This window comes from Ruegeria sp. AWH4_226, from assembly GCF_056159225.1.
The window spans coordinates 42,465-66,078 of record NZ_JBSWUU010000002.1 but is presented as its reverse complement, the minus strand read 5'-3'; the positions used below and the strand labels follow the sequence as shown (position 1 = coordinate 66,078).

Sequence of the window (23,614 nt, the reverse complement as noted above, 5' to 3'; positions counted from 1 at the left end):
TCGTCTTTTTAGTGCTACCCGACAGAGCTGAGGAACTGCTTCAGCCGTTCGGATTGCGGGTTACCAAAGATCTCGGCAGGTGGTCCCTGCTCTTCGATGCGACCCTGGTAGAGGTAAACTACGTGGTTCGCGACCTCGCGCGCAAATTTCATTTCGTGGGTGACCAGCAGCATTGTGCGCCCTTCAGCGGCCAGATCGCGGATCACCGTCAGTACTTCTCCGACCAGTTCGGGGTCCAAAGCCGATGTCGGCTCATCAAACAACATGGCAGAAGGATCAACCGCTAGCGCCCGTGCAATTGCGGCCCTCTGCTGCTGGCCGCCGGACAGGTAGGCAGGGAACGTGTCCTCTTTTCCGCCCAGCCCGACCCGGGCCAGCAATTCGTGCGCGCGCTCAATCGCTTCGGCTTTCGGCACCTTCAATACATGCACCGGCACTTCGATCACGTTTTCCAGAAGTGTTCGATGGGTCCATAGATTGAACTGCTGGAATACCATCGCCAGCCTGGTCCGTATCCGTTCGATCTGTTTCTGGCTGGCCGGGCTGCCGTCCGCCCGCATCGCGACTTCTTCACCGCCGATCACGATTTTGCCGGAACTCGGCGTCTCAAGAAAATTTATGCAGCGCAGCATCGTAGACTTGCCCGAGCCGGACCCACCGATGATTGCGACAACATCACCCTGGTGTGCGACTAAATCCACGCCCTTCAGCACTTCCAGACTTCCAAAGGACTTGTGCAAGTCCTCAACGCGAATGGCTTCACGGCGTGTATCCGGTTGCTGAGCTGAAGCGACAGCGGCGTCTGTGTCCATTTATTCGCGACCTCAATTTTCTGATTGCAGTAAGCCGCGAGCCCAGTAATTATGCAAGCGTATAATTGCTGCATCCTGCAAAATAGGACCCGAGGTGAGCGAAGAGCGCAAAAAATTCAGGCGAGAGTCGCCCGAATCCCGGCAAGAGGCACTCATTCACGCCACGCTCGAACTTGTGGCTGAGCACGGCGTGCGCGGAGCCACGGTACGCAGAATCGCCGAACGTGCAGATGTCACGCAAGGACTGATCCGCCACTACTTCAGCTCCAAAGAAGACCTGGTTGTTGCGGCCTACGAATTTCACATGAACGCAATGACTGATCAGACGCTTGCCCCAGTATTCAACGCGTCAGCCAGCGCACGCGCTCGGTTGACCGCGTTCGTCAAGGCGTCTTTGACGGCCCCGGTTGTAGACCCGCGCGCCATCGCATTGTGGGCCAGCTTTCTGAACAAGGTTCAGCAGGATGCGCAGATGAAAGCCACGCACGAACGCACCTACGCTTATTTTCGCGATCAACTAGAGGGGTTGATCGCCGCTTCACTGAAAGAGGTGGACCGCTCGGTTTCCCCTGTCCAGTTGCGTCAACTGGCCATCGCCTGCAACGCAGTAATAGACGGTCTATGGCTGGAGGGTGGTGCCCTGCCTGATGCTTTCGCACCGGGTGAACTGGTTGAAATCGGACTGAAATCGGTTTCGGCCATCATTGATTTGGATCTAACGCAGGAGGCTGAAGGTCTATGAAGCTTACAGCAATTACCGAACGGCTAGCCGGATTGGGCGGTGGAAAATGGGAAGTGCACCTGAAGGCGCGTGAAATGGCAGAGGCCGGAGCCGATATTGTGGAAATGACCATCGGAGAGCCAGACGTACCAACCCCGCAGGACTTATGCGATGCAGCGGCGTTGGCGTTGCAAGCGGGCCGTACCGGGTATTCCAACGGGCGCGGCGAAGCGGGGCTTTGCGCGGCCTTGGCAGAGTCCTACTCCCAAAGCCGCAGACGTCAATTTCTGCCTGAAAACATTCTCTGTTTCCCTGGCACCCAGACTGCGCTTTTTGCCGTGATGCAAGGTGTTGCCGAAGCCGGTACCGAGGTGCTGGTGGGCGATCCGATGTATGCCACTTATGAAGGAGTGATACGCGCATGCGGTGCCGAACCCGTACCCGTGCCGCTGCGGGCTGAAAACGGATTTCGATTGCAGGCCGCAGACGTCGCCGCACGGATCACACCACGCAGCCGCGCCATATTGCTTACGACACCGCACAACCCCACCGGTGCCATTCTGACCTCCGAGGATTTGCGCGAAATTGGTGAACTCGCGATAGCGCACGATCTCTGGATCATCTCCGACGAAGTTTATGAACACTTGGTATTCGACGGCGCAGAATTTGTATCTCCGCTTTCTGAGCCGGCGCTGGCGGACCGGGTCATCGCGGTGTCTTCGATTTCCAAATCCCATGCCGCCCCCGGTTTTCGAAGTGGATGGTGCGTAGGCCCGGCTGAATTCTGTACCGCGCTGCTGCCGGTTTCAGAAACCATGCTATTTGGCAACCAACCCTTTATTGCCGATATGACCGAAAAGGCCGTGCGCGAAGGATCCCCAGTCGCTGCAGGAATGAGCGCCCGTTTCGCGGCCCGCGCCGAACTGCTGGAACAGCGTCTTCATAGTGATACTGAGTTGACCGTGCACCGCCCAGACGCTGGCATGTTTGCCTTGGTCAACGTCTCGGCCAGCGGCATGGATGGCGACACCTATGCCTGGGATCTTCTGGAACACGGCGTTTCTGTCATGCCCGGCTCTGCCTTTGGCGAAAGCCTCAGGGATTGGATTCGGGTTGCCCTTACCATTGACGACGACAGTTTCGTCAGGGCGCTGGACCGTATCGTCGCCCACGCAAACCGAAACAAGCGGATCGTTGCATGACCAAATCAACTGTTGGCGAGGCGCTGGTCGCCGAGCTGAAGCAACGGGGCGTGTCCTGTGTTTTTGGCATTCCCGGTGTGCACACGGTCGAGCTTTATCGTGGTCTTGCCGGTTCAGGAATCCGGCACGTGACGCCCCGACACGAACAGGGCGCTGGCTTTATGGCTGACGGCTATGCGCGTGTTTCGGGCAAACCCGGTGTCGCCTTTGTCATCACCGGCCCCGGCCTGACTAACACGCTGACACCGATGGCTCAGGCACGGGCAGAGTCGGTGCCGATGCTGGTGGTTTCGGGGGTGAATGCGAAAGATACTTTGAGTCGTGGCTTTGGTCACCTGCACGAATTGCCCAACCAGCACGCGTTGGCTAAGACTGTGGCGCTGGTTTCCGAGCACGTTGAACATCCTCATGACTTGAGCGCTGCGGTGGATCGCGCCTTTGCCCCTTTTTCCGCCGGGCGGCCCGGTCCAACTCATATCCAGATACCGTTGGATGTGGCTGGGCTTGTCGCGGAAGGTGCGCTCACTGCAGAGGACAAAGCCCGTTCGGCGCTGGAGCCGGGCTGGATCCAACAGGCAGCGGATCGGCTGGCGACTGCAAACCGGGTGGTCATTCTGGCTGGTGGCGGCGCAAAAACGGCGGAGGCAGACCTGCAAGCCTTGGCAGAACGTCTGGACGCGCCGGTGCTGCAAACTGTGAACGCCCGTGGCCTGATGCACGATCATCCACTGACTGTACCGGCCAGCCCCAGTTTGAAATCTGTTCAGGTTTTGATCGAAGACGCAGATTGCGTCCTTGCGCTGGGAACCGAGCTTGGGCCTACCGACTACGATATGTATGCCACTGGGAACATGGCAAAAATGTCCGGTCTCATACGAGTGGATATTTGCCCCGAGCAGTTAGCCCGCCACGAAGCCGAAATTGCCATCGAAGGCCATGTCGACGACGCCATATCTGCGCTGCTCATGGCATTGCCAGCAAAACCCAACCAAAGCGCAGGGGCAGTCCGCGCCGCGCGAACCCGTGCCGCTGCATACGAAGAAATTGGTCCGGATTACCGCGCTCAGGTCGAGATTTTGAATGCAATGCGCAATGTGGTCCCGAATGCCCTAATGATTGGTGACTCCACGCAGCCGATCTATGCGGGCAATCTCTATTTTGACCATGACCGGCCCGGCGGTTGGTTCAATGCGGCCACCGGCTATGGCGCACTCGGCTACGGTATTCCTGCTGCGATCGGTGCTGCAATCGCTGCCCCTGACAGCCCGGTCATTTGCATTGCTGGCGATGGCGGAGCCCAATTCGCACTGCCCGAGGTCATGGCTGCAGTGGACGAAAACCTGAGCATAACTTTTGTTGTGTGGAACAATCGCGGCTACGGCGAGATTGCCAGTGCGATGAAAGCTGTAGATGTCGAGGTGATCGGATGCGACCCTGCCCCGCCCGATTTTGCCGCCACCGCTGCCTCATTTGGTATCCCTTACACCCGTGTACCCCCAAACCCGCGGGCTGTTGCAGCTGCGCTGTCAGAAGCGCGCGCAGGTGATTGCCCCTCCATTCTGGAAATTGACGTTGCCGGACGCAATCCGGTGCAGGAGTAGCCAATGCGCAACCCAACCTATGAATTTACCCGCGCCATCACCCGCCGACCAGCCTCGACCATTGCAGATGGTTTGCGCGTCGAGGACGTAGGCAATCCCAGCCTTGACGGAATGCTTGCCGCTCATTCGGCTTATGTTGCGGCCCTACGCAGTACCGGCGCAAATGTGATCGAGCTTGAGCCGCTGGAGGCCTTTCCAGACGCACAGTTCGTCGAAGATACCGCACTGTGCTTGCCGCAGGCCGCTATCCTCATGCGCCCGGGTGCACCCTCCAGGTTAGGTGAGGTGGCTGAAATAGCGCCAACACTCCGCGCCTGTTATGACGATATCCGCAGGATCGAAGGCCCCGGCCATATTGAGGGAGGCGACATTCTGGTAACCGGCAAAGAAATCCTTGTTGGCCGTTCAGATCGCACAGATGCCGCTGGTGTTGCGGAACTAGCTAAAATCGCCAACGAATGGGGCTATGCGTTGCGCGAAGTCTTCACACCGGAAGGCGTATTGCATTTCAAAACCGACTGCTCGTTGATGGACGCAGAGACGATCCTTTCGACCAAGCGCCTGGATGCGTCCGGTTGCTTTAACGGCTACCGGGTGCTGCATGTGGCCGAGGGCGAAGAAGCCGCAGCCAACGCTATCCGCTTCAACAATCTTGTGATTATGGCCGCAGGTTTTCCCCGCACAGCAGAGCTGCTGGACAAGGCTGGGTATGAGATCGTCCAAATAGACAACACCGACTGCGCCAAATTGGACGGTGGTATGTCCTGTCTCTCACTGCGGTTCTAGATGCTTAACAGGCAGCAAGAGTGAATGTTGCATAAACTGGTGTTTCTTTGATGTTCGAAAGCAATCAGTAAATTTCAGGCAAAGTCGACCCAACTTCAATAGAGCCACGTCATTTTTTGTCTGGGTTCACGAGGACCTAGTCCACAGCTAAGGTATATAGCAGCGTCAGAACACGATTGTCCGTCGTCAAAGCCCAGCGGTTCAAGGATGGTCCCGGACAGTTAGTTGCCGTCTGGTCCGCCCTCGACAAGCGGAACTTTAACACCGGTGTAAGTCCAACGATATCCGGGCGGCGTTGGCCCTTTGTTGCGTCCGCCTTCCTGACACTGTTCCCACGCATGTGCCAGAATACCAACCGAACGCGACAGGCAGAACAACCCGCGTGCAAGCGGTGGTGCAAACCCAAGTTCTGCATAGATAACAGCAGTTGCACCATCGATATTCATCGGGATCGGACGGGCTTTACGCTTTGAAAGAGCGGCCTCAACGTCCTGTGCAATGCGCAGATAGCTGCCTTCGCAAGCCTCGCTTTCCACAGCGTCGCGCACCAACTCCATCAGGCGCGGCGCGCGTGGATCGGTCGGCGTATGGAACCTGTGCCCAAAGCCGGGGATGATTTTGCCGCGCTGATCAATCCAGTCATCCAAAGCTGCGTCGATGCCATCCGTGTGCGCTTGGATGTGGTGAAACAACTCAACGGCCTGTTCGCCTGCCCCGCCATGCACATCGCCAAGCATGTTCACAGCACTGGCCATAGCGTTGTTAAGAGGCAGTCCACAGGTGACAGCCATGCGCGCCGCGGCAATGGAAGGGGCTTGGGGGCCGTGATCAACCGCCGAGACCAAAGCCGCTTCGAACAACCGGGCCTGTGCAGATGTGGGACGGTCGCCGCGCACCATCAGCCAGATCATTTCCGGAAAACTCACGTTGCCGATCAGGTCTTGAATCGGGTGGCCACGCAGGTGGATCTTACCTGGCTCCATGTCGATGATAGCGGTGCGCCACCAGTCGGAAACGTCGCTCATAGTATTCCCTCGTCTAGAAGTGTTTCGATCTCGCGCTCGGTCAGTCCAAGCTCGGCCCAGATCGCGTTATTGTCGGCCCCCAGTTCAGGCGGCGGCGTTTGCGGCATGGGCCGGAACCCGTTGGCCACAACCGGGCTGCCTGTCAGGCATAATTCCTCACCCGCCACTTGCAAGGCACCAACCAATCCACGACCCGCCAGTTGTTCATCCGCCAACGCATCCGCCACGCTGAGCACCGGACCGGTCGGGACACCGATGGCGTTCAACTCTGGCACCCAGTCAGCAGCGGGGCGGGTGCGCAGGACATCTTCCAACTCGGCCCGCAGGCGGTGCCGGTTACGCTTGCGGTCTTCGCGCGTGGTGTAGTCTGGGTGCGACAGCAGATCGTCGCGCCCCAAATGCCGCGCTAATGCCTGCCATTGTTCATCCCGATTGGCAGCGATGTTGATGGGCTGGTCTGCAGTCGCAAATGTGCCAGACGGGGCCGAGGTGGTATTTTCATTGCCATGAGCGGCCGGGACTACGCCCCCGATCAGAAAGTTCGATACCACCCACCCCATCGTGGAGATCACCGCCTCGGTCATTGAGATGTCGAGGAACGTACCACGCGGATTGGCGTTAAGGGCCGAAGCGATGGCAAAGGCTGCAGTCAGCCCACCCACCGTGTCAGCCAGAGGGTAGCCTACACGGTTCGGCGCGGTGTCAGCGGCGCCGGTAATTGACATTACTCCACTGATGCCCTGTACGATCTGGTCATAGGCCGGGTCGTCCTTGCGCGGGCCGTTCTGCCCGAAACCGCTGATGGCGGCGTATATCAGGTTGGGGTTCACGGTGCGTAGCTTTTCATATCCCAATCCCAAACGTTCCATCACACCCGGGCGAAAGTTTTCGACCAGCACGTCGGCGGTTGACAGCAATTCCTTCAGAAGGGCTTTGCCACGATCAGATTTCATGTTCAGCGTGACGGATTTTTTGCCTGCGTTCTGGGCCAGAAAGCTGATCCCCATTCCGGCCTTGTTACGCGCGGGGTCCGCGCCCAGCACCCGCGCCAGATCACCGGTGCCGGGTCGTTCAACCTTGATGACCTCAGCCCCCATAAGGGCTAGATGATAACAACAATAGGGACCTGCCAACACATTGGTCAGGTCTAATATCCGCGTACCACGCAATGGTTGGGTCATCTTTCCCCTCCGTCAAACAACTGAAAAATCAGTGGCGCGCAGGTCACCACCAACAAGATACGCAGCACATGGTGCAGCACGACATAGGTCAGGTCGGCCCCGGCAATCAGCGCCAGAACAACCATTTCGCTCTGCCCGCCGGGAAGGTAGGCCAGCAGCGCGTCCAGCGACGGGGCCAGGCCAGCGGTGATAACCGTCAGGATGAACAGGGCCGAAACCGCCGTCAGCACCACCCCGTTGACCGCGCCGGCAAACACCATGTGCCTGAGCTCGTGCAGGGTCACGCCGGTGTATTTCGCCCCCACGGTCAACCCGATGAAGAACTGCGCCGCCCAGATCATCTCGGCCGGGGGGCGCTGGGTTAGGATGCCACTGACCGAAAGGGTCGCGCTCAAGAGCATTGGGCCTATTATCGAAGCACCGAAGATGCCCAACCTTCTGGCAATCTGCCAGCCGCCCAACCCGCAGATCGCAAACAGCAGCAGTTGCAGCGGCGGTGTTTGCGAGGTAGGGGAGCCCGGACGCGCAGACAGGTCGACCCCCCAGACCGCGACCAGCAACAATGGCATCACAGACACAATGAGAAGCACTCGCGTGGCGTGCACCAGCGCCAGCGCGCGCATGTTGGCCCCGGCTTCCTGCCCGAACATCAACAGGTCCTGTAGGCCGCCGGGCATCGCCGCATAGAAACTGGTGACCGGATCAAAGCCAAAACCCCGGCGCATCAACGGATAGCTGACGGCCGCGATGACTGCCACAAACACCGGCATGATGGCCAGCGACAGAACCATGGGCAGGATCTGAGATGTGACTTGCGGTGTTATCGAGGCCCCCGCCGCCACCCCAAGGATCGTGCGAAAAACGGTTTCAATCATCCCCAGGCTTTGCATCCGGGCGCCCATCAGCGCTCCACCGAGGCACAGGAACATCGGGCCCAACAGGAATGGCAAAGGCAAACCCGCAAACATGAACACCACAACACCCGTCACGGCGAGAGAGAGTGTCGTGATACGCTCTTTGGTGACAAATCTCATGCAAGATACCCGCCGGACAGATCCTCGGGGGCACTCAAAGCGCCCCCTGTTTCGGTATCAATCGCCTTCGGCAACGCCCTCTTTACGGGCCTTGGCGCGGCGCGCGCGATAGCTGGGAACGACAACCAGCAGCACCGCGATCACCAGCAGACCCAGGGTCATCGGTCGCTCGAAGATGAACCCGATCCCGTCATAGAGCTGCATGGAACGTGCAAAGTTGTCTTCCAGCATTCCGCCAAGGATGAATCCGATCAACAAGGGTGCCAGAGGGTAATCCGCGAACTTCAGAACCGTGGCACCGATCCCCATGCCCACCAGTATCAGCAGCTCGGTCGCATTGTTCTGGCCGATGTAGCTCCCCATCAACGTGAAGAAAAGGATGAATGGGATTAGATAGTTGCGCGGGATTGCCAGAACTTTGGCGATATACGGGATCAGCGGCAAGTTTAGGATCAACAGCACGAGGTTCCCGATATACATTGAGATGATCACGGCCCAGAAGATTTGAGGGTTATCGATCATCAGGCGCGGGCCCGGTGTGACATTCAGGGCGATTAACGCACCCAACAGGATCGCCGTTGTGCCAGAACCAGGGATGCCCAGCGTCAGCAGCGGCACGAACGAGCCGGTACAGGCGGCGTTATTGGCAGTTTCCGGCGCGGCCAGCCCTTTGATAGAACCCTTGCCAAATTCTTCCTGCTCTTCCTTGCTGGCGATGTTGCGCTCAACTGCGTAGCCTAGGAACGAGGCAATTGTGGCACCTGCGCCCGGCAGTACCCCGATGAAAAAGCCCTGAACCGACTGGCGCCCGATGACAGGGGCAATCTTGCGGCCCTCTTCGCGGCTGATACGCAGGTTTTCGATTTTGCCGCTGGACCCTTGCGCGCTTCGGGCAGGGTTGAGGACCAGAAAAAGTGCCTCGGGAAGCGCGAACATGGCCATGGCCAAGGTGATAAAGCTCAAACCGGACTGCAAGTCCATCAGCCCCATCGTGAAGCGCGGCATGTTAAACAGCGCGCCTTCGCCTACCGTTGCCATGATTAGCCCCAAAAGAGTCATCAATACTGCTTTGGCTACGTTTCCAGTTCCGGCAAATGCGGCGATGGCCGATAGGCCCACGACCATCAGCGCAAAGTATTCGGCCGAATGGAACAGTAGCGCCACGGTCGACAGCATCGGCGCAAAGACCATCAAAAGCAGTGCCCCGATAGATCCGCCCGCAAAAGACGCGATCGCGGCGATGGTCAGGGCCTTTCCAGCCTGCCCTTTTCGGGCCATCGGATAGCCGTCAAAGCTGGAAGCCACCGTACCCGCAACGCCAGGCGCATTGAGAAGAATCGACGAGGTCGATCCACCGAAGATGGCCCCATAATAAACTCCGGCCAATAGGATTATTGCGGCAGAGGGATCGCCGATTGTAATCGCGACAGGGATCATGATCGCGATGATCGACATCGGACCGAGGCCCGGCAGCATGCCGATGAATGTTCCGATCAGACAGCCGGCGACCACCATAAGCAGGTTTTGAATAGAAAATGCGGCGCTCAGACCGATGAGGAGTCCTTCAAGCATCGTTCAGCTCCTCACAGAAAAAACGGCCAAGGGTGCAAGTAGATACCCAGCACCTCGTCGACGAGGTACCAGACAACAAAGCTTGCGACAGCGGCGACGGGCAACAAGACGACGAACTTACGCTCACCCAGGGTGACAGCCCCGATCACAAGGAACAGGAAGGTTGCACTCAGGAATCCTGCGGGGCGTAAAACCAGTGCATAACCCACCATCAGCGCCAGAAGTCCCAGTGCCTGCGATAGGTGATAGTCGCCCAGACGGCGATAATCGATGTCCGGTTCCTTGCCGTCATCCTCGGACTTTTCCAGCCCCAGAAGGATGATAAGGGACGTGATGATGGTCAGGACGGCCAGAACCTTTGGGAAGGTGCTCGGCCAGATCGGATTGCGTTGCATAAACGGTGGCAACAGCGCGTCCATGGTGAAAAATGCAGCGTAGCCATAGGCCATGGCCGCGCACAGAATGACGAATGCGACCCAGCGGTCCAGTGCCATCTTTCCCCTCCCTCGGATAAGAAACAACCGGCCCCGTGTTGGGCCGGCTGCGTTGCGTGACTGTGATTTAGAGAAAGCCCAGTTTCTTCATCAGGTCACCGATGACCTGTTCCTGACCTTCCAGGAAGGATTGAAAGTCGTCACCCGAGTTGTGGATATTGACCCAACCGTTGCGGGCACGAACCGCTTCCCATTCGGGAGTGTCATACATCTTGGCGATGACCTCCTGATAGGCGGCCAGCTTTTCCGCGGGCAGGCCCGGGGCGCCAAAGAACCCACGCCAGTTGACGAAAGTTGTGTCGATGCCCTGCTCCTTCATGGTCGGGGCGTCGGCATAGGCCTCAACGCGCTCGTCCGAGGTCACACCGATGATCTTGACTTCACCAGCTTCGGCCAGGGCCACGGCTTCCGAGAAACCGGTGGACAGGGCCTTGATCTCGCCCGAAAGCAGCGCGGCCATCGCTTTGCCGCCCGCATCATAGGGGATGTATTTCAGGGCCAGCGCATCCTTGCCGGCGGCTTCCATAGTCATGGCTGCCACCAGGTGATCCATACCACCGGGTACCGAACCACCACCAATTGCCGTGCCCGAAGGGTCGGCGTCAAAGGCCGCAAGCAAATCGCTCATCGAATTGATCGGGCTGTCCTTGTTTACAACGATTGCGGCGTAGTCGCCGATTGTGCCCGAAACCAGGGTCAGGTCACGGAAGTTGTGCGGAAACACACCTGTCAACGAGCGGATCACGATAGGGGTCGAGTTGACCATCAGCGTGCCATGCTGGCTGTCCGCGTTCTCAATGAGATAGCCAATGGCCTTGCCGCCACCTCCGCCCGACATGTTTTCGTAAGAAGCGTTGCCGACCAGACCAGCGCCGGTCAGGGCTTCGCCTGTTCCGCGGGCCGTTCCGTCCCAACCGCCACCTGCACCGCCGGGGATCAGAAAGTGGATGCTATCGACCACCGGTTCGGCCGCCGCCGGTCCGGTGATGGCAAAGGCCGCTGCGGCAGCAAGAATGGCACGACGGCCTAATGAGAATGTCATGTCTTGGTCCTCCCATTTGACATTGGCGGCTCATACCGCTCATGACTCAGAAAGCTGACGGGCTAAGCTGACACAAAGCTGACACGGGTCAAAAAAGTGGCAAATGGAGTAAAAAGGGAGCAATGAGGTTCTTATTGATCGAAGACAACGCACAACTGGCAGGGGCGGTGGTTGACCGGCTTGTGCTTGACGGGCACGTCGTCGATCATGCTGCCGATCTGGAAACAGCCAATGACTTTGTTTCGACAACCGGCTACGATCTGATTTTACTGGATATTATGCTTCCCGATGGGGATGGTCGCAGTTTTCTGTCGCGGCATCGAAAGCAAGAATCCCAAACCCCGGTGATCGTGTTGACGGCGCGGTCCGAAGTCGCAGACCGGGTCGGTCTTCTGGACCTTGGCGCCGACGACTACATGGTCAAGCCAATTGATTTTTCCGAGTTGGAAGCCCGCTGCAGAGCCGTGCTCCGACGACGAGGAGGCGCAGCACAGAACCTGTTGCCCCTTGGCGACCTGCAATTTGATTCGCTTTCGGGCACTCTGAAATTCCCCGATGAGGATGTGCAGTTGCGCACCCGAGAGTTGCGTCTTTTCGAAGTGCTCGCAAACGCGCCGGGCCAGGTGTTTTCGAAAGCGTCCTTGGTTGACCGGTTGTTTTCGTATGACGAAGAGGTCTCGGAAAACGCGATTGAAGTCTATGTTGGTCGGCTCAGGCGGCACTTGCAGAAATCGAACGTAAGGATCACCACGATCCGGGGACTTGGTTACAAACTGGAAACCGAATGAACACGCCGGTTGCCCATGGCTCCATCCGCCGGAGGCTCTTGTTGTCCCTATTGGTCAGCGCGGCGGTCTTGGCGGTAGCGGTATACTTCATGGTGCAATCCGTTGCGCGACAGGTCGCACAGGAAAGCCAGGACAATGTGCTTGCCGCTTCCGCGCTTTCGATCCTTGACAGCTCTCGGTTCAGCGGTGGAGAGATAAACGTGGATCTTCCCTATTCAGCGCTGTCGATGCTCGACAGTATCTCGGATGAACGCGTTTTCTATGCCATACGACTGCAAGATGAATTCCTGAGCGGATACGAAAACCTACCCAGCCCCGATAATCCCTCAAACGGGGGGCCGGCCTTTTTGTCGGCTGAGTTTCTGGGTGAGGACATCAGAATAGCCTCGGTCCAGCGTCGCGTGTCGACGGACATCGGACAAAGCTTTCTCCAGGTTTCGGTCGCCCAAACGCTCTCAGGGCAAAAACAAGCGCTGGCTCGAATCTCAACGACATCCATGGGGATCGGAGCGGGGTTCTTTGCAATCTCTGTTCTGTTGGCGACCATCGTTTCACGCAGCACAATTCGTCCACTGGACCGGTTGACGGCCTCGGTCTCTCGCAGGGGTCCGAAAGACCTGCGTCCCGTCGCCGCGCCGGTTCCGACCGAAATGGTGCCATTGGTCACCTCGCTGAATTCCTTGATGCGCCGATTGCAACATTCCCTCATGCGCTCCGAGGATTTTATAGCCGAAGCCGCCCACCGCGTTCGTACACCGTTGGCGGTTGTGCGCACCAAAGCCGAAATTGTTCAGCGTAAGTCGGATGACGCCGAAACCCGCGCCGCCCTCAAAGAGATGATCCACGCAATCGACGATAGCTCGCGGACAGCCGGTCAGCTTTTGGACCATGCAATGGTGACCTTCCGTCTGGATCACTTGCTGCGCGAAGAAGTCAGCCTGCTGCGTTTGGTACATGACACCGTTGAACGCCTTCGGCCTGTGTCCGACCTGAAGGATATCGACATCGACGCGACAGGCACTGAGGACATCATAATCGACGGAGACCCGATCCTGCTTCAAAACGCGCTTCATAACCTTCTCGATAACGCGGTGAAATACGCGCCCTCCGGGGCGCAAATCAGTGTTAATCTTACACGAAAGGCGGGGGCTGCCAGTATCTCCATTTCCGATACCGGCCTGGGCTTTCCCGAAGCGGAACTGGATCACCTCACTGAACGTTTCTCGCGCGGTGCAAACGCGCAAAACGTCGTTGGGTCCGGGCTTGGCCTGACTATCGTGAAAGAGGTCGTCGAAGCTCATGGCGGCAAAATGCAGATCGGCAACAACACCGGAGGTGGCGCATGCGTCAGCTTACTCTTTCCCTCGTCCTGATCATGACGGCCGGATGGGCCAGCGCGTTTGAGGTGGAAGACTTTGCGCGTTTTGGACCAAGCGATAGCCAAAAGGTGCTAAAAATCGTCTCTACCGCCGATATTCGGTTTTTTGAGCCAATGATCGCATCTTTCCTCGCCGCGCAGCCGGGAACGGCCATCGACTATACTGTCGCCAGTTCAACCGAGTTGCAAAAGGCAATTGTCGAAGACGGCGCGGCGTTTGACATCGCAATTTCCAGCGCAATGGATCTGCAGACAAAGTTGGCAAATGATGGCTGGGTTCAGCGATACGAGATCGGATCCATCGATGCTTTTCCGGATTGGGCCGTCTGGAACGACATGCTGTTTGCCTTCACCCAGGAACCAGCCGCAATCGTGGTTTCCAAATCCGCGCTTGGGGACTTGCCTATACCGAAGGATCGCCACGACCTGATCAACTTGCTGCGACAACATCCAGACGTTTTCCGCAGCCGGGTCGGTACCTATGACGTGCGGCAATCCGGTCTGGGCTATTTGTTTGCCACTCAGGACACCCGCGCGTCTGAAACGTACTGGCGTTTGACCGAGGTAATGGGCGCACTCAACGCGCAGCTTTATTGCTGTTCTTCCGACATGATCGAAGCCGTGAAGACCGGCGAGCTTTTAATCGCTTACAATGTTCTTGGAAGCTATGCGTTCAACCGGGAAGACCGCGATGAGTTTGCAATCATCCTGCCCTCTGACTTCACCACTGTCATGCTGCGAACGGTGATGATACCGCACAACAGCCCATCCTATGAACTGGCAGGACTTTTTGTAGATCACTTGATGACAAGAACGCATGGAGACGAAAGTGACCCTTTGACTGACCCGGCGCTCAACCTAAGCCAGATAGACATCGCCCTGAACCGCATCCGGATTGGTCCCGGCCTCTTGGTCTATCTCGATCAACTCAAAAAGCGTGCATTTTTGTCGGAATGGGAAAACGCCATTGTACAGAATTAGCGGCGTTTTGTTTGGTCGGGTTGAGAGCATGAGATCCCGCCAGACGCGACCATTCCTCGAAAGACATCTGTAAAAATCAATAGAAAGATGCGGAACTTGGCGCCGTTTAAAGCGGCCTTCATTTGCACGGCTGGGATTGGTTCAAATTGCTCTCTCGGCACCATCGAAAGAGTAATCATGCAATTTTTTGCGGAAATCGTGTATGATTATGTCCAATGTCGTGCGGTTTAATGGCTAGGAGCCGTGATATTGTTGAATAGACTTATTGGAGGGGAGGCAGTGTTGTGAGCTTCCTCGAAGTGTATTGGAGTAATTGGTTGTGAAGATCACTTTAAGTATTGCATTGGCAACTTTGATGGCTTTCGCCCCACAAGCGGGTGCGGATGAGGCAGAAGGCCTTATCGGAATGTGGAGTTTTGACGAACAGAGCGGCGACCTTGTCACTGATATGTCCGGCAATGGGCATGATGGCGCACTCATCAATATCGGGTCCGGAGAAGGAATAACTGATGGCGCTCTGTTGCTTGATGGCGAGAACGAGAGCATCGTCTCGGTGCAGATGACGGACGATATCCGTGCAACCTCGAAATCTATCTCTCTGATGGCATGGACCTATCGAACCGAAGATAAAAATGTCGCCGTCGTTTCCAGTGCCTACCCGGCGTTGTTCTTTGGTTTTCACGGCCCGCAATTCAAGCTGCAACTTGCCGAGCAACGTTCCTTCATGGCCAAGGTAACGCAAAAGATCGGACTGTCGGAAAAGGTTCAGGTCGAATGCTACGCTGATTTGAAACACGTGGCTGAACTTGATAAGTGGATTCACCTTGCGGCAACCTATGACGGTCAGATGGCACGCCTTTTTGCCGACGGAACCGAGGTATGTGCGCTGCCCTACGAAGGGGAGATCGGCTTTGGCGATGAACCTCTGACGATTGGCGCCTATTATCGAACCGATGGCACGATCATCGATGAGATCACTGGCCGTCTAGATGACGTACGAATTTACAATCGCGTCCTGTCATCTGATGAAATCAAGGCCCACTATGAGTCCACCACCCCGGTCTCTGTTGGGCAATGATCCCATCCACAGGCAGATGTGCTTTCGGCGCTAGAGTACCGTCCCAATTGGCGGGCTGCTGATCAGTAGTCTTACCGCCCAAAAGCCTGTCGCCGCAGTTCAACATCGCCATCAGCCCGCACCACCAAATAGCTGGGGTATCAACTGAACGGGTCATAACCCTTGATAACTACCGTAGAAAGACCAAGCAGGGGCTAAAGTGTACGCTTCTGCTGGAAGCTTCTGGTCTGCCAGTTTATGGAAAATTCAAGGTTCTCAGGACATCTTCCGCTATGTCTGTACCCGATCGCCATGCATCCTGAATCTTTGGGCCGCAACACCAATCACCCCCCGCCCAAAGGGTTCCGTGTGATAGAAAAGACCGGCCGAGAGGTTTCTCAACCAAACCGTATCGCCACGCCTGCAGGCCTGCGTGGCGGAGCGTGGCGGGATCGGCGTTCAATGCGTTGCATAGCAAGTTCGCCATGTGCGCTTTGGTTTCTGCCCGGTCCGCATCGATGTGCTTGGCGCTCCAATCCGGGTGTGCCTGAGCGACCCATGTCTGATACGCCTTAGACCGCCCGGGTTTGGTGTCGTTTTGTGCAATCCAACTCAGCTCGGCTTCGGCGTCGCGCCGCGTCACAAAGGGCGCGGGTGTGCCACGGTCAAACGCCGCCATTAGAGTTATGCAAGGACGCATGACCACATTGGCGGCGTCCTGAACAACCGCATGTGTTTCACTGATTATCGGGGCGAGTTGGGGCGCCGGGACCGTAATGATCACATGCGAGGCAGTCGTGTTGTTTGCCTCTGTCCTAATTTCCCAGTGCGAAGCACGCTCCCTCACAACCGTCACGCGCGTGTTGAGGGTCACATCCAGGCCACACGCCAAAGCTTTCGGAAGGGCCGCCATCTCGGGCGCACCAATGATGCGGCTCTTTCCTTCACTCAAGTGCCAGGTATCTGAATTGCGAGGTACAAGTGCCGAGATCCTCGCGGCCTCATCATTTTGATCGAGGTATTGTGCACCGTGGTCGAAAGTAACGCGCTCTCCGGATACGTCCGCTCGTCTGGTTGCCACGCGTCCACCTATCCCCCGACCCTTGTCGATCAAACGCACAGGAACACCAGCGGCCTGCAGGTTTCGTCCGCAAGCGATCCCAGCCATGCCTGCGCCGATGATCACGATGTCGATCATGTCAACTCCGCACTTGGACAAAAGCCGAGTTCGCTTTGCACGTAGCCAGTTCCCATAAGTGCCTCCGCGTCATTGACAAAAAAGACCCTGCCGTACCGGGCTGAACTGCTTCTACCCATCGGAGTTGACCACGACCCGGCACCGCTAAAATGCGATCCAGACGTTCTTTGTCGTGTTCCCGGATGATAGCCAACCATTACATGCACCGCTTAATGTATGCACCCAAGTAATTTCTTGGATGATCTTCTCTGCTCCTTGCTCGCGTTAACTCCAGGCCGTTATGACTCTGCGCGTCGCGTGGCACTACAAGGTTTTCCGTTTACTTCCGAAATTACCAAGCAAAACGTCTACAAATCTAGGGGCAACTCATTCATGCAACTCCACGGAACCGCACAACGTCGACCGCGCTACCGTCCTGTTGCTGTAGATATGTCGTTACGCGCCGGACATTTCCTTTAGCCTCCCAGTTTTGGGATAAAGGAGATGATGATGAACCAGAACAAACGCGAGATTCACCGCAAGTTACGCATTCTTCACCATGCAGAGGAAACCGGCCGCGTCGCGAGGACGTGTCGATATTTTGGGATCGCCCGGTCCACATTCTACCGTTGGCGCCTAGCCTATAAAGAACGCGGTGAGGCCGGACTCACTCAATGCGCCAATGCGCCACCTATTCCCAAGTGGCATGGCAATCGAACGCCGCCTGAGCGTGACGAGAAGGTACTGCATCTTCGTCGTAAACACCATCTCGGCCCAATGCGGACCGTCTGGTATCTGGAGCGCTACCATGGCATCAAAATTTCGGATGCAACCGCTTCCCGCATTCTTCGTCGCCATGGGCTGAACCGACTTCCACGCGGCACACGCAGGCAAATGTGACGGGTGGAGCGAATAAAAAGCGGCACATTCAGCCGCTGCTCCAGCTGACTCACCCGCTTGCCACCGGCAGAAGGATTATATCCCAAAACCCTGGTTGCTGCGGAGAAACTGCCCTGATCAAAAACGGCCAACAGGATTTCCAGTTCCGTTTTTTGTGTCATCAATTCTATTTACGATCAGGTCATAGGTCAGATTAGCCTATTATCCCCATAAGCCATCTAAAGTATCTGAGAGAAGGAGCAACCACCCACGGAGACCACTCTTGCACGCTGCATCGCCCAAAACCCTCTTCACTCCGCTGACCCTGCCAAACGGTCGTGTGCTAAAGAACCGGATCATAAAAGCAGCTATGTCGGATTCACTGGGAGACGGACAGGGCAACCCAACCGCAATACAAACCCGACTATATGAGCGTTGGGCGGAGGGCGGGCTTGCTGCATCGATCGTCGGAGAGGTCCAAATTGACCCGCGATACCCCGAAAAACCGGGCAACCTGGTTTTGGACGACAAAGCAGACATGGAGGCGTTTGGTAAACTTGCCAGACACGGTTCAGCAGACAACGCCGAACTCTGGCTACAGCTTGGGCATGCCGGGGCATTGGCACATTTGCCAATCAGCACGCCCAAAGGGCCGAGCGCAATCGATTTACCCGATTTCCGCAGCGAGGCAATGTCTCTTGCCGAGATCCAGGCTATACCGGAATGCTTTGCAAAGACGGCAAGACTTGCGGCAGACGTGGGATTTGGCGGGGTGCAAGTCCATGCTGCACATGGCTTTCTTCTGAGCCAGTTTCTTTCCCCACTCTTCAACCACCGAACGGACGCCTATGGCGGTTCTATACAGGCCAGGATGAGGTTGCTCATCGAAACGGTCGAAGCAATTCAAACGGTTGTCCGATCTGATTTCGTAGTCTCGGTAAAGCTGAACGCGACCGATCAGCTCGACGGCGGCTTTTCAGAGGACGATGCCTTCAAGGTCGTGGCTGCGCTTGAGGGAAAGGGTGTTGACCTTCTGGACATCAGTGGAGGCACCTATTTTCCCGGTGCGCCGTCCAGTTCAGAACGCGCGAGCAAGGGGCCTTACTTTGTCGACTTCGCCCGAGCGGCGCGAAAATTGACGTCGATTCCAATCATGGCCACCGGAGGGTTCAAACGCCGAGAGGAAGCTGCAGCAGCCGTCCTTTCTGGAGATGTGGATGCGGTGGGGTTAGCGCGGGGATTCATCCTTGACCCGTCCTTGCCGGCCAAGTGGCAGGCTGGAAGAAGTGATCCCACTTTCCCTCGCTTCACCACCTTGCCGCCTGGCGGTATGACCGCGTGGTTCACCATGCGCATGACCGATCTTGGAGCAGAGCGTGAGCATCTGTTGGATCGGACTATTGATCAGGCGATAGCTGAATACGAAGGACGTGATCACCAGCGTATCGCGCTTTGGAAGAAAAGAAACTCAGGTCCGTAGGGACGTTCTTTACGGTTCCCGAGCGCGGCATTTTTCTGCTTTGTCGAAACTATACTACTTAAAGTTTTTGTATTGGTGCAGCACGGGTCCCATTTGGGACCCAGCCTTGTTTTCCAGGTAAGGTGTAACTTTATTGAACCGCCCCCAGGTCAGCGTATCCAGATGCAACTGCAAAGTCGCGAAGAGCTTGGCCTTCCGGGTCGGCAACAGAGAGGTCAGCGCCGAGTTCTGCCAAATACTGCACAGTCTCCCATTGCCCTTTAAACGCAGCCATCCAAGCAGGTGTGACCCATTCCAGCGTGCAAGCAACGGATCCCGGCTGAATGACTCGCAAGAGTTGCGCATTCAGCCATTTTGGATCCTCCGCAAGACGCGCCTCGATCTGAGACTTTTTGCCGAAGGCTGCCGCGGTGAAGATATCCATCTCGGCGTCCATCAGAATTGCGATGGCCTCCTTTTTTTGGCTATAAAGCGCGTGACCAAGCGGCGGCCCGTGGTGTTCAGGATCGCGGATCTTGGGGTCTGCCCCCGCGTTGAGCAACAGTGTGATCGCCTCGGCCTGACCGCGCCAGGCGGCAGAGTGCAACGGTGTTTGGACGCCTTTGGGATTTAAGTCAAAGCCCAGACTGATCATTGTGTTCAACGCGTCGAGTTTACCGTTGCCGGCCGCGTCGCGCAGTAATTCGGCCTCTACCTCAGGGGTCTGGCCCATATGGTCAGCTTTCAGACGCTGCGCCGTCTCAATATCGCCCGACATGCATGCCGCGTAGAACTGCGCGCGGTCCGGCAAGGGGCTGGCATCACCACCTTTTTCCTTGATCAGCTCTGCAACCTCCGGCAATCCGCGCATCAATGCGGATTGGTAGGGCGTAAACCCCTCTGTGAAGGTGGGGTAGCTGTTGTTGTCAGGGCTGTTGATATCCACACCGTGTTCAATCAACAAACGCGCGCGGTCAGCAAAACCCCAGCGCAGGGCAATGATAAGGTTCCAATGCATCGTGCGGTGGGTGTCTTTTTCCGCACCTTCCACAATCGGCCACCATGAGGTCGGATCGCTGTCTTTTAATCCGTATTCCAACATCAGTTCCAGATGCGTATCGTCGGGTGTGAAGCAACGATTATAGGCCCCCTGAGATTCGTTCGGGTTTCCCCCCGCGTCCAGAACAGCTCGGGCAAACGGTACCATGTCGGGGTGTTCCGGAAGACGGGTTTTGCCGCCCTCACCGTCACCAAAGATCCCCGTCAGCACGGCGAAGCGATAGTGCCCGCCCCAAAGATAGAAGAAATTCGGGTCCGCGCCAGCGTCAAGCAGAAGCTTACCTGTGCCGTAGGAGGACTGCCCCGGCAACCGGGCATAGGCCGCATACATCAGCGGCGACCATTGGAACGGTCCGCCGCGTTCATCGACCGCGTTGGGATGAGAGTTGAGCCAATCTTTCAACGCCGCTTCATTCCCGCATGCCGCGGCCAGATGGATCGAATGTATGGCAAGGTCTGGGTGCTCGGCCAGAATGGCTGCGGCCTTCTCAAAATCTGCCGGGCCGCGGGTATCATCGGGTCCATAGTGCAAACACACCAAATCCAGAAACCGGTTGACCCAATATTCGGCAGTTTTCTGACTCCCCAACCCGGCTTCAATATGCCGTTTCAACCGGGTCCAACTGGAAAAACCGTATTCGCGGGCCACAACCAATTGCGCCTGTTGCAGGGTTATCTGGGTAGGGTCGCCGAAATAAGGACCAACACGCGACAGCGCGGCCTCGTCTTCAGCCTTTGTTTGTTTGTGGAGTTTTTTTGCCTGTCCCTTGAGATGCTCAAGCGACGGATTGTCAGGGAGGTGCGCCATATTGGCCTCCTTTCACACTGTCCGGTATCCGCGCCCTCGGACCTGAAAGAAGGTCGAATTTAAAGGGTAGTTGTCATGGACAAACGGGCTAAGCCCTTCCCGCGGATCGGAAGCGTTCTGACACGCTGACTGTGTGCTAGCAAAGAATAGGTGGATTGTGAAGGCCCAGTTGGTGTCCGATTGTCTGGAGAAGCGGCAATTGGTCGTGGTTGAGCGGTCAATGCTGGGAAGATCAGTTCGTGGCCATCTTCGGGTGCCAGAGTCCAATCCGGAATGCCGGCCCGTATCGCCATTTGCGTAAGATCATCACGCGGAGCGGCGCGATGGATGATCGCGCGGCCATCGTATATTGACCGACGCGCAAAGGACTGCGCGAACAGAGAGACAGCTTTGTACCGGAATTAGGTCATCAATTGACGATCAGCACCCAAACTGGTCCAGATGGCGGACATCACCTGTCCAACGGGTCGGTCCCGTCGCCGGTTCGCAAAAATCTTGGTACGGCGCGGAGGAAACCCTTCGATGTTGAGGGGAACCAACTCACCCGCGTGCAGCTCTCGCTGCAACAAATGCTCGGGGTTAGCGGCTCGCGACGTGTCTCGAATCCTTGTGCCAGCCAAACATGGTTTCAATTTGGTTTCGCCGTTGGTCGTATTTGACCAGCGTCTTTCATTTCCTTCGGTCGGGGATGGAGTCCCCATGCGGACGGACGGCATGCCGGGATAAGCATTCGATTGAGTTAAGTGTTTTTCTGTGAGTTGGGGTCAAGATACTGGCCTCATGTAAACAAACATGGAGAAACAGGGTGGTCATTCATAGGGTCCCGTTCGCAAAACTCGAAAAATACTCAGTGGCGTCGACCACTCTCGCTGACGGCTGCGAAACATGGTCGTACGCTGTTTAAACAGACACAAGAATGATGGAAGGGTCGCAACCCAATACAGCAAAACCGCTTAAAGTCTCTCGGGTTTGATCGAAACGGCATCTATCCGCCGTTACCTCTGCCATTCTTGAGCATGACGAGGTTACCGAGTGGAAACTCAATAAATCGTCGATGTTACGCCCAATAATTTACAAGAGATACTTCGTTTCCTAAAGATATTTAAAGTCCACCAGCCCACTTAAGGAACTCACGAATGATCGATTTCTACACCTGGAGCACGTCAAATGGCCGCAAAGTCGCAATCGCGCTTGAAGAGATGGAGCTGGATTACCGCACCTATCCAATTGACATTTACAAGGATGAACAATTTGCGTCGGAATTTATCGCTATCTCAGCGAACGGCAAAATACCCGCAATTGTTGATCATGCAAACGAGGTGGCGATTTTCGAGTCCGGTGCGATCCTCATTTATCTTGCGGAAATGACAGGTCGGTTTTTAGCGACCTCTGGCCGTGAGCGGGCTGTCACACTGCAATGGTTGATGTGGCAAATGGGTGGATTTGGTCCGATCCTCGGTCAGGCTGCGCACTTCCTGCACTACAATCCCGGGCAATCAGCCTATGCCGCTAAACGCTTTGGTACTGAAACCCGGCGGCTTTATGGAGTGCTGGATCGGCAGTTGGCCGAGGTCAAATTTATTTCGGGCGAATATTCCATTGCGGATATGGCAATCTGGCCGTGGGTTTCGCGCTTTGAACACCAGAGGATCGATTTGGCAACCTATCCAAATGTCGCGAGATGGTATGAAATGCTGTCTGACCGACCGGCGGTTCAGCGGGGCTATCGCGTACCAGACGCTTCGGTCGAGCCGCCTATGTTGACGAGCGAAGGGACATCCGTATGAAGATCATTGCCGATTTTTCAACCCGAGTAGCTCAGCATGCTGGTGCCATGGAGTGTGTTTCATCACCGATGCCTGATGTGGATCGCAAGATGTTCGACCGGGTTGGTGAGGAAGTAGCGCGCGCGACGTCGATCGTACGCTTTGCACCTGGGGCAGCTTTTCTTCGCGTACCCATTATGGGGGTGAGGAATTCCTCGTGCTTGAGGGGGTATTTCAGGACGAACATGGCGACTTTCCAGAAGGCAGTTATGTACGCAATCCGCCGGGGACCAGCCATCGTCCAGAATCCGCGACAGGCTGTACAGTCTTTGTAAAGCTTCGGCAATTTCCGGCGAATGACCTAGAGCACACAGTTGTGGATACCAACGCGTTGACGCTGCCGCCGATGGGAGGCGCGACCGGGATTGCCAGTCGCGTGATCCACAAGTCTGCACACTAAACCGTCCGGATCGAGGACCGGGCTGCCAACACACGGGGCGATCTGGCGCGTTATTGAGGGATGGAGTCTCTATGCCTTCAAAGTGGATTTCAGAAGGATGGCGAGACCTTCAGACTGCATTTCTGGTTGCGGCTGCCCCAGGTGCCCCCTTGATCGCACAGGCAGGACCTGGAGGCTGTCGCCCCTGGATCAAAGAAAGACATCTGCGCATGCGCACAGCAACGTCTTAATGACAAACAGCGAAGCTGACACCTGCCAAAATGACAATAAGCGGGTCAATCCGGTGATATTTTTCATCTAGTCACTTGGCGGCGACGATAGATTGGCCATCC

Annotated in this window: 21 protein-coding genes and 1 pseudogene; 12 read left to right on the top strand and 10 right to left on the bottom strand. The window is 56.5% G+C overall.

Features of this window, described 5'->3' with window-relative positions:
* Positions 1-14 precede the first annotated feature (14 nt).
* Positions 15-812: an ABC transporter ATP-binding protein gene (locus ACXAET_RS15740; protein WP_475187349.1), complete on the bottom strand. Its 798-nt coding sequence runs from the start codon at positions 810-812 to the stop codon at positions 15-17.
* A gap of 94 nt (positions 813-906) precedes the next feature.
* On the opposite strand from ACXAET_RS15740, the gene ACXAET_RS15735 reads away from it, so the two are divergent.
* Genes ACXAET_RS15735 through ACXAET_RS15720 form a run of 4 tightly spaced genes read left to right on the top strand, consistent with a single transcriptional unit; the run spans position 907 to position 5,122 of the window.
* Positions 907-1,554, top strand: a complete 648-nt coding sequence (locus tag ACXAET_RS15735; RefSeq protein WP_475187348.1) for a TetR/AcrR family transcriptional regulator — start codon at positions 907-909, stop codon at positions 1,552-1,554.
* On the top strand, positions 1,551-2,735 hold the full coding sequence (locus ACXAET_RS15730) for a pyridoxal phosphate-dependent aminotransferase (protein ID WP_475187347.1): 1,185 nt from the start codon (positions 1,551-1,553) through the stop codon (positions 2,733-2,735). The genes ACXAET_RS15735 and ACXAET_RS15730 overlap by 4 nt, the downstream gene beginning before the upstream one ends.
* Positions 2,732-4,336, top strand: a complete 1,605-nt coding sequence (locus ACXAET_RS15725) for a 5-guanidino-2-oxopentanoate decarboxylase (protein WP_475187346.1) — start codon at positions 2,732-2,734, stop codon at positions 4,334-4,336. The genes ACXAET_RS15730 and ACXAET_RS15725 overlap by 4 nt, the downstream gene beginning before the upstream one ends.
* Positions 4,337-4,339: 3 nt before the next feature.
* A complete protein-coding gene (locus ACXAET_RS15720) occupies positions 4,340-5,122 on the top strand; it encodes an arginine deiminase family protein (protein WP_475187345.1) in 783 nt (260 codons plus the stop codon).
* A gap of 221 nt (positions 5,123-5,343) precedes the next feature.
* On the opposite strand, the gene ACXAET_RS15715 is transcribed toward ACXAET_RS15720, so the two are convergent.
* The 6 genes from ACXAET_RS15715 to ACXAET_RS15690 all read right to left on the bottom strand — a co-directional run bounded on the left by ACXAET_RS15715 (position 5,344) and on the right by ACXAET_RS15690 (position 11,470).
* On the bottom strand, positions 5,344-6,147 hold the full coding sequence (locus ACXAET_RS15715) for a citryl-CoA lyase (protein ID WP_475187344.1): 804 nt from the start codon (positions 6,145-6,147) through the stop codon (positions 5,344-5,346).
* Complete coding sequence (locus tag ACXAET_RS15710) at positions 6,144-7,328, bottom strand: CaiB/BaiF CoA transferase family protein (RefSeq protein ID WP_475187343.1); 1,185 nt, start codon at positions 7,326-7,328, stop codon at positions 6,144-6,146. The genes ACXAET_RS15715 and ACXAET_RS15710 overlap by 4 nt, the downstream gene beginning before the upstream one ends.
* Entirely contained in the window at positions 7,325-8,362 is a 1,038-nt protein-coding gene (locus tag ACXAET_RS15705) for an AbrB family transcriptional regulator (protein ID WP_475187341.1), read from the bottom strand. The genes ACXAET_RS15710 and ACXAET_RS15705 overlap by 4 nt, the downstream gene beginning before the upstream one ends.
* A 57-nt stretch (positions 8,363-8,419) precedes the next feature.
* Positions 8,420-9,934 (bottom strand): tripartite tricarboxylate transporter permease, encoded by a 1,515-nt coding sequence (locus tag ACXAET_RS15700; protein WP_475187340.1) that lies wholly within the window; start codon positions 9,932-9,934, stop codon positions 8,420-8,422.
* Between the two features lie 11 nt (positions 9,935-9,945).
* Positions 9,946-10,428 (bottom strand): tripartite tricarboxylate transporter TctB family protein, encoded by a 483-nt coding sequence (locus tag ACXAET_RS15695; protein WP_475187339.1) that lies wholly within the window; start codon positions 10,426-10,428, stop codon positions 9,946-9,948.
* 67 nt (positions 10,429-10,495) lie between these two features.
* Complete coding sequence (locus tag ACXAET_RS15690) at positions 10,496-11,470, bottom strand: tripartite tricarboxylate transporter substrate binding protein (RefSeq protein ID WP_475187337.1); 975 nt, start codon at positions 11,468-11,470, stop codon at positions 10,496-10,498.
* Positions 11,471-11,592: 122 nt separating this feature from the next.
* Between ACXAET_RS15690 and ACXAET_RS15685 the strand changes: the two genes are divergently transcribed.
* The 4 genes from ACXAET_RS15685 to ACXAET_RS15670 all read left to right on the top strand — a co-directional run bounded on the left by ACXAET_RS15685 (position 11,593) and on the right by ACXAET_RS15670 (position 15,695).
* A complete protein-coding gene (locus ACXAET_RS15685; RefSeq protein ID WP_475187336.1) occupies positions 11,593-12,258 on the top strand; it encodes a response regulator transcription factor in 666 nt (221 codons plus the stop codon).
* Complete coding sequence (locus ACXAET_RS15680; protein ID WP_475187335.1) at positions 12,255-13,631, top strand: sensor histidine kinase; 1,377 nt, start codon at positions 12,255-12,257, stop codon at positions 13,629-13,631. Before ACXAET_RS15685 ends, ACXAET_RS15680 begins: the two co-directional genes overlap by 4 nt.
* A complete protein-coding gene (locus tag ACXAET_RS15675) occupies positions 13,601-14,617 on the top strand; it encodes an ABC transporter substrate-binding protein (protein ID WP_475187334.1) in 1,017 nt (338 codons plus the stop codon). Before ACXAET_RS15680 ends, ACXAET_RS15675 begins: the two co-directional genes overlap by 31 nt.
* Before the next feature lie 319 nt (positions 14,618-14,936).
* Complete coding sequence (locus ACXAET_RS15670; RefSeq protein WP_475187333.1) at positions 14,937-15,695, top strand: LamG domain-containing protein; 759 nt, start codon at positions 14,937-14,939, stop codon at positions 15,693-15,695.
* 235 nt (positions 15,696-15,930) lie between these two features.
* Here ACXAET_RS15670 and ACXAET_RS15665 read toward each other — a convergent pair whose 3' ends face one another.
* Positions 15,931-16,872 (bottom strand): NAD(P)/FAD-dependent oxidoreductase, encoded by a 942-nt coding sequence (locus tag ACXAET_RS15665; protein ID WP_475187332.1) that lies wholly within the window; start codon positions 16,870-16,872, stop codon positions 15,931-15,933.
* 489 nt (positions 16,873-17,361) lie between these two features.
* Here ACXAET_RS15665 and ACXAET_RS15660 point away from each other — a divergent pair.
* Positions 17,362-17,739, top strand: a pseudogene (locus ACXAET_RS15660) (helix-turn-helix domain-containing protein); the annotation flags it as partial.
* On the opposite strand, the gene ACXAET_RS15655 reads toward ACXAET_RS15660, so the two are convergent.
* Entirely contained in the window at positions 17,655-17,912 is a 258-nt protein-coding gene (locus ACXAET_RS15655; RefSeq protein ID WP_475187331.1) for a helix-turn-helix domain-containing protein, read from the bottom strand. The pseudogene ACXAET_RS15660 and the gene ACXAET_RS15655 overlap by 85 nt on opposite strands.
* Before the next feature lie 101 nt (positions 17,913-18,013).
* Here ACXAET_RS15655 and ACXAET_RS15650 point away from each other — a divergent pair, with 101 nt between their 5' ends.
* Positions 18,014-19,210 (top strand): NADH:flavin oxidoreductase/NADH oxidase family protein, encoded by a 1,197-nt coding sequence (locus ACXAET_RS15650; protein WP_475187330.1) that lies wholly within the window; start codon positions 18,014-18,016, stop codon positions 19,208-19,210.
* 130 nt (positions 19,211-19,340) lie between these two features.
* On the opposite strand, the gene ACXAET_RS15645 is transcribed toward ACXAET_RS15650, so the two are convergent.
* The gene (locus ACXAET_RS15645; protein WP_475187328.1) at positions 19,341-21,056 is read right to left on the bottom strand and encodes an ankyrin repeat domain-containing protein; all 1,716 of its coding nucleotides are present in this window, start codon (positions 21,054-21,056) and stop codon (positions 19,341-19,343) included.
* A 1,136-nt stretch (positions 21,057-22,192) separates the two neighbouring features.
* On the opposite strand from ACXAET_RS15645, the gene ACXAET_RS15640 reads away from it, so the two are divergent.
* Together ACXAET_RS15640 and ACXAET_RS15635 are read left to right on the top strand one after the other, a co-directional pair.
* Positions 22,193-22,843: a glutathione S-transferase N-terminal domain-containing protein gene (locus ACXAET_RS15640; RefSeq protein ID WP_475187326.1), complete on the top strand. Its 651-nt coding sequence runs from the start codon at positions 22,193-22,195 to the stop codon at positions 22,841-22,843.
* A 196-nt stretch (positions 22,844-23,039) separates the two neighbouring features.
* Positions 23,040-23,282, top strand: a complete 243-nt coding sequence (locus ACXAET_RS15635) for a cupin domain-containing protein (protein WP_475187323.1) — start codon at positions 23,040-23,042, stop codon at positions 23,280-23,282.
* The last annotated feature ends 332 nt before the right edge of the window (positions 23,283-23,614 follow it).

Coding starts and splice junctions, on each gene's coding strand:
- ACXAET_RS15680 (WP_475187335.1), top strand. CDS start 12,255: ATGAACACGCCGGTTGCCCATGGCTCCATCCGCCGGAGGCTCTTGTTG.
- ACXAET_RS15705 (WP_475187341.1), bottom strand. CDS start 8,362: ATGAGATTTGTCACCAAAGAGCGTATCACGACACTCTCTCTCGCCGTG.
- ACXAET_RS15715 (WP_475187344.1), bottom strand. CDS start 6,147: ATGAGCGACGTTTCCGACTGGTGGCGCACCGCTATCATCGACATGGAG.
- ACXAET_RS15665 (WP_475187332.1), bottom strand. CDS start 16,872: ATGATCGACATCGTGATCATCGGCGCAGGCATGGCTGGGATCGCTTGC.
- ACXAET_RS15685 (WP_475187336.1), top strand. CDS start 11,593: ATGAGGTTCTTATTGATCGAAGACAACGCACAACTGGCAGGGGCGGTG.
- ACXAET_RS15675 (WP_475187334.1), top strand. CDS start 13,601: ATGCGTCAGCTTACTCTTTCCCTCGTCCTGATCATGACGGCCGGATGG.
- ACXAET_RS15710 (WP_475187343.1), bottom strand. CDS start 7,328: ATGACCCAACCATTGCGTGGTACGCGGATATTAGACCTGACCAATGTG.
- ACXAET_RS15655 (WP_475187331.1), bottom strand. CDS start 17,912: ATGACACAAAAAACGGAACTGGAAATCCTGTTGGCCGTTTTTGATCAG.
- ACXAET_RS15700 (WP_475187340.1), bottom strand. CDS start 9,934: ATGCTTGAAGGACTCCTCATCGGTCTGAGCGCCGCATTTTCTATTCAA.
- ACXAET_RS15740 (WP_475187349.1), bottom strand. CDS start 812: ATGGACACAGACGCCGCTGTCGCTTCAGCTCAGCAACCGGATACACGC.
- ACXAET_RS15695 (WP_475187339.1), bottom strand. CDS start 10,428: ATGGCACTGGACCGCTGGGTCGCATTCGTCATTCTGTGCGCGGCCATG.
- ACXAET_RS15730 (WP_475187347.1), top strand. CDS start 1,551: ATGAAGCTTACAGCAATTACCGAACGGCTAGCCGGATTGGGCGGTGGA.
- ACXAET_RS15640 (WP_475187326.1), top strand. CDS start 22,193: ATGATCGATTTCTACACCTGGAGCACGTCAAATGGCCGCAAAGTCGCA.
- ACXAET_RS15690 (WP_475187337.1), bottom strand. CDS start 11,470: ATGACATTCTCATTAGGCCGTCGTGCCATTCTTGCTGCCGCAGCGGCC.
- ACXAET_RS15720 (WP_475187345.1), top strand. CDS start 4,340: ATGCGCAACCCAACCTATGAATTTACCCGCGCCATCACCCGCCGACCA.
- ACXAET_RS15645 (WP_475187328.1), bottom strand. CDS start 21,056: ATGGCGCACCTCCCTGACAATCCGTCGCTTGAGCATCTCAAGGGACAG.
- ACXAET_RS15725 (WP_475187346.1), top strand. CDS start 2,732: ATGACCAAATCAACTGTTGGCGAGGCGCTGGTCGCCGAGCTGAAGCAA.